Origin of the sequence: Paeniglutamicibacter quisquiliarum (genome assembly GCF_019084045.1) — a bacterium.
Lineage (GTDB): Bacteria > Actinomycetota > Actinomycetes > Actinomycetales > Micrococcaceae > Paeniglutamicibacter > Paeniglutamicibacter quisquiliarum.
In genome coordinates, this window is record NZ_JAHRED010000023.1 from 1 (window position 1) to 3,865 (window position 3,865).

Below are 3,865 nucleotides of genomic sequence, written 5' to 3' on the forward strand. Positions count from 1 at the left end.
GGCTTGGATTCTAGGGGTCATCGCAACACCTGGTGGCTAGGCTGCCAACAGTAGTTCACGCAGGCGTTCGGTTGGGGTATCCCAGCCGAGCGTTTTGCGTGGGCGTCCGTTGAGCAGGCGGCTGACCCGTTCCAGTTCCTCGGGGCCATGGGTGCTGAGGTCAGTTCCCTTGGGGAAGTATTGGCGCAGCAGGCCGTTGGTGTTCTCGTTGGATCCGCGTTGCCAGGGGCTGGCCGGGTCGCAGAAGTAGACGTCCATGTCGGTTGCCATGGAGAAGGCCTTGTGTGTGGCCATTTCGGCGCCCTGGTCCCAGGTCAGGGATCCCCTCAGGCGTTCGGGGAGCCCTCCCATGGTCTTGATGAGTCCGTCGCGGACGGTTGCGGCGGTGTGGTCGCCCTCGAGGTGGACGAGCATGACGTAGCGGGTGCTCCTCTCGACCAGGGTCGCGATCGCGGACTGGTTCAGTGTTCCGGTGATGTAGGGTCGGGCCGGAGCGCGACACCGGGATTGCTCCCGGCTCGTTTCTCCGACCCGCCCTCCGCACCGGACGTGCGACTCTCATCGCATCCGGCGCTCCACGGATAGCCATTCAAACCGTGTTGGCCGCCCACGGCGTCGGGATATTGTGCGCCCGCCACCGATACCGGGTCACCGGTACCGACGCGGTGTCGAACATCGTGATTCCCTCGGCCTGCGGCTGGTTTCCGGGCCTTCCTGTCAGAAAGCGCCGGTAGAGTTCCCGCCACGTAATGCCGGGGTGCCGCTTGCGGATCCATTGGGTCACCCGATGCCAAGCAAAAGCATCAAGAAAGCCGAAGGTCGCCTTGGAAACCCCGTGGCGGAAATAGTTGCACCAGCCACGCACCACCGGATTCAACCGGTTGAGCAGGACGTCCAGCGAAGGATGCTCCGCTCGACGTGTCAGCGCACGCACCTTCCCGAGAATCGTCAACAAGGACTTCTTCGACGGGTAGGTGTAGACACGCATCTTCCGGGTTCCTTTCTTCAGTCTCCGCTGGATGCGAAAACCAAGGAAATCGAACCCCTCATCAACATGGCAGACCCGGGACTTGGGCACGGAGATCTTCAACCCCAACGGGGCAATGACCTCCGCAACCTCCTCCCAGAGGGCCTCCGCATGGGCTTGGGTACCCAGGACCATGATCACGAAATCATCCGCATAGCGGATGATCCGATACGTGGCCCCACCCCGTTTCCGGTGGGCTTCCCTGCGATACGGGGTGCCATGGGCATCCCACTTGTCGCAGAAATGCTTGTCCAAGACCGTCAAGGCGATATTGGCCAGAAGCGGGGAAATGATCCCTCCCTGCGGGGTCCCGGTGTTGGATTTCCTGACCTCCCCCTCGGCGGACATGATGCCCGCCTTGAGGAACTTACCGATCAGGCCCAGCACGCGATTGTCCGTGACGCGCTTGCGAACCTCGGCGATGACCGCCGAATGCTTGAGCTCGTCAAAACACGCCTCAATATCTGCTTCGAACACCCAATGGTAATTTCGGGTGGCCATGGCATGTATTTCGGCTATCGCATCCTGCGCCCGACGCTTCGGACGGAAACCGTAACTGACCGGTTTGAAGTCCGCCTCGAAGATCGGCTCCAACACCAACGCCAACGATGCCTGAACCACCCGGTCCCGTGCGGTGGGGATGCCGAGGCGGCGAAGTTTCGTGCTGTTCGGCTTGGGAATCAAGCGTTCCCTCACCGGCAACGGGACAAAGGCCCGGGACTTCAGCAGCTCCCTGACCTCCTCCAGAAACTCCACGCTTTCGACACCTTCACCGATCAGGGCCGGAATGCGCCGGTCAACACCGGCAGTTCTGGCACCCTTGTTGCCCTTGACCCGGCCCCACGCAACGGTGAGGAAATCCCGGTCATAAACGAGGTTGAACACATCGTCGAAAAGACGGTCAGGATCGCTGACCGCCCAGTGGTGCAGTTTCGTCTGCATCGCACGTACCCGCAGGCTCGCCTCATCGAGGTCGACCCAACGCGGTTCACCGGTATTCACCAATGCCTCCGTTCCTTGCAGTACCTACTGCGTCATATCCGCTGGGGCCCTTCGCCATGTACGAGGCTTTCCCCCGCGCGGACTACTACGGCCCCTCCGCCCCATCGTGCGCCGATCGACGGACAACACGCCCACCCGAAACCATGACCCTGGATGGGCCGACGATCACGGGAGATGCACGATGGTTCCCACGTTCACTGTTTACCGATTGGCAGGTTAGGTGCCCAGCTATGCCCCTGCGATATCGCCACGGCTACGCCGCAGGCCTTCACCGTGGCCTCGAATGCCAACGACCTTAACCGGCATCCGAGTTCCCATCCCGTAATGAGGGGGTGGTGCGCATCGCAGGCCAGCCCATATCCACCGAATTTGAGCTGGCGGGAGACTTGAGAAGCTTTTAGCACTGGTTCCTCTCGTACACCTTCCTGCCTTGCTTGCCGGACCCGACCCATTCGGTAGTGCTGGTCCGTCCCGGCGTTGTCGGGGCTGCTTGCCGCCCTTCCCGGTGTTTCCCCGGGTCAGGCTGCCCCCAGCTTCGTCATGCTGCTGCGACAGCACAACGGCGAAGGTCTTCCACCCCCGCTCGGTAAAACAGCGCCTCGTGGCGCACGAGGTCCCCTTCCCAGTGCCCGGGCACGGCGCGGTCCTCGATTTCGGCGGGACGCTCGGAGATGTTGATCATCGGGTCCCTGAACCGGCTGGTGCGCGCCTCGGGGTCGCGGCGGGTCTTGCGGCGGGCGCGGCCGGTGCGCAGGGCTGCGGCGACCTCCCGCCTGAGTCCGCCGCGGGCCTGCAGGTAGAGGGCCTGGTAGATCGTTTCGGGACACACGCGCAGCTCCAGCCTGTCGGGGAGCAGTTTCCTCAGCCTGTTGCTGATTTGCTCCGGTGACCAGCCTAGGAGCAACTTGGCCCCGACGTATTTTCGCAGGGTTCCCTCACAGCTGAGCCTGCTGGTCTTGGGCCGGGGTCGGCGCTTGGCCGCGGCGCGGTGCGCGGCGTATGGCTGGTAGCCGTTGGGGCCGGTGTTGCGGGCGATCTCCCGGCTGACAGTGGAGACCGGCCGGCCCAGGGTCTTGGCGATGGCCCGCAGCGAGGAGCCGGCCGCCAGCAGGTCGCGGATCTGCTCGCGTTCGGGCAAGGAGAGGTAGCGGTCGCTGATCGGTTTCTCCAGCGCGGCAAGCCCCGGGAACGGGGTTGCGTAGGCCAAGCCGTCGACCGAATTGTTAGTAGTCACCCCTTGTTTGTAGTCGATGACCCGTCCGTCCGGGTAAATGCGTCGGCCGTGGGACAGTCGGATCCCGTTCTCCCAGTCCCGGCAGGTGCGCACGTTTGCCCCCGCCGCCGCTGCCGCCGCCTTCTGGGTCGCTCCGGCGTTGCGCAGCCGCAGGTATTCCTCCCGCTTCCCTGCGTGCGACACCACCGTCGCCACACCGGCCTTGCGCGCCCATTGGAAGCAGGTTCCCACGGGGATGCCGGCCTCGCGGGCTGCCGCCGACACGCTCCCCAGCCGGTCCAGGGCGGTGAAGAATCCGTCCTTTTGGTCCTGGGTGTATTTGGTCTTCTTCTTGCCCCTGGCGCCCCTGGCCGGCGACGTGGAATCCGGGGTGAGTTCGCGGGCCCACTGGTAGCACTTGTTGGAATTGAACCCGAGCTCGGTGGCCGCCGCGGCCACGTTCCCCGTCCGGTCCAGGACCACCAGGAATCGTTCGCGATCCTCGGAGGAGTACCTCCGGGGGCCTGAAGGATTCTTGTTGGTTGGTGATTTCTTCGTTAAAGACGGCACGGTCGTTGCAACTCCCAAAGATCTGGGTGTTGCAACGACCGCTAGAATCCGCC

At 63.7% G+C, this 3,865-nt stretch carries 1 protein-coding gene and 2 pseudogenes; all 3 read right to left on the bottom strand.

Annotated elements, in window-relative coordinates; all coding sequences use genetic code 11:
- Nucleotides 1–36: 36 nt before the first annotated feature.
- Nucleotides 37–477 (bottom strand): annotated as a pseudogene (locus tag KRR55_RS20080) (IS30 family transposase); the annotation flags it as partial.
- 112 nt (nt 478–589) lie between these two features.
- Nucleotides 590–2,029, bottom strand: coding sequence for a group II intron reverse transcriptase/maturase (gene ltrA, locus KRR55_RS20085; RefSeq protein ID WP_217391088.1), 1,440 nt, complete (start codon nt 2,027–2,029; stop codon nt 590–592).
- A gap of 607 nt (nt 2,030–2,636) precedes the next feature.
- Nucleotides 2,637–3,410, bottom strand: a pseudogene (locus KRR55_RS20780) (IS30 family transposase); the annotation flags it as partial.
- Nucleotides 3,411–3,865 lie beyond the last annotated feature (455 nt).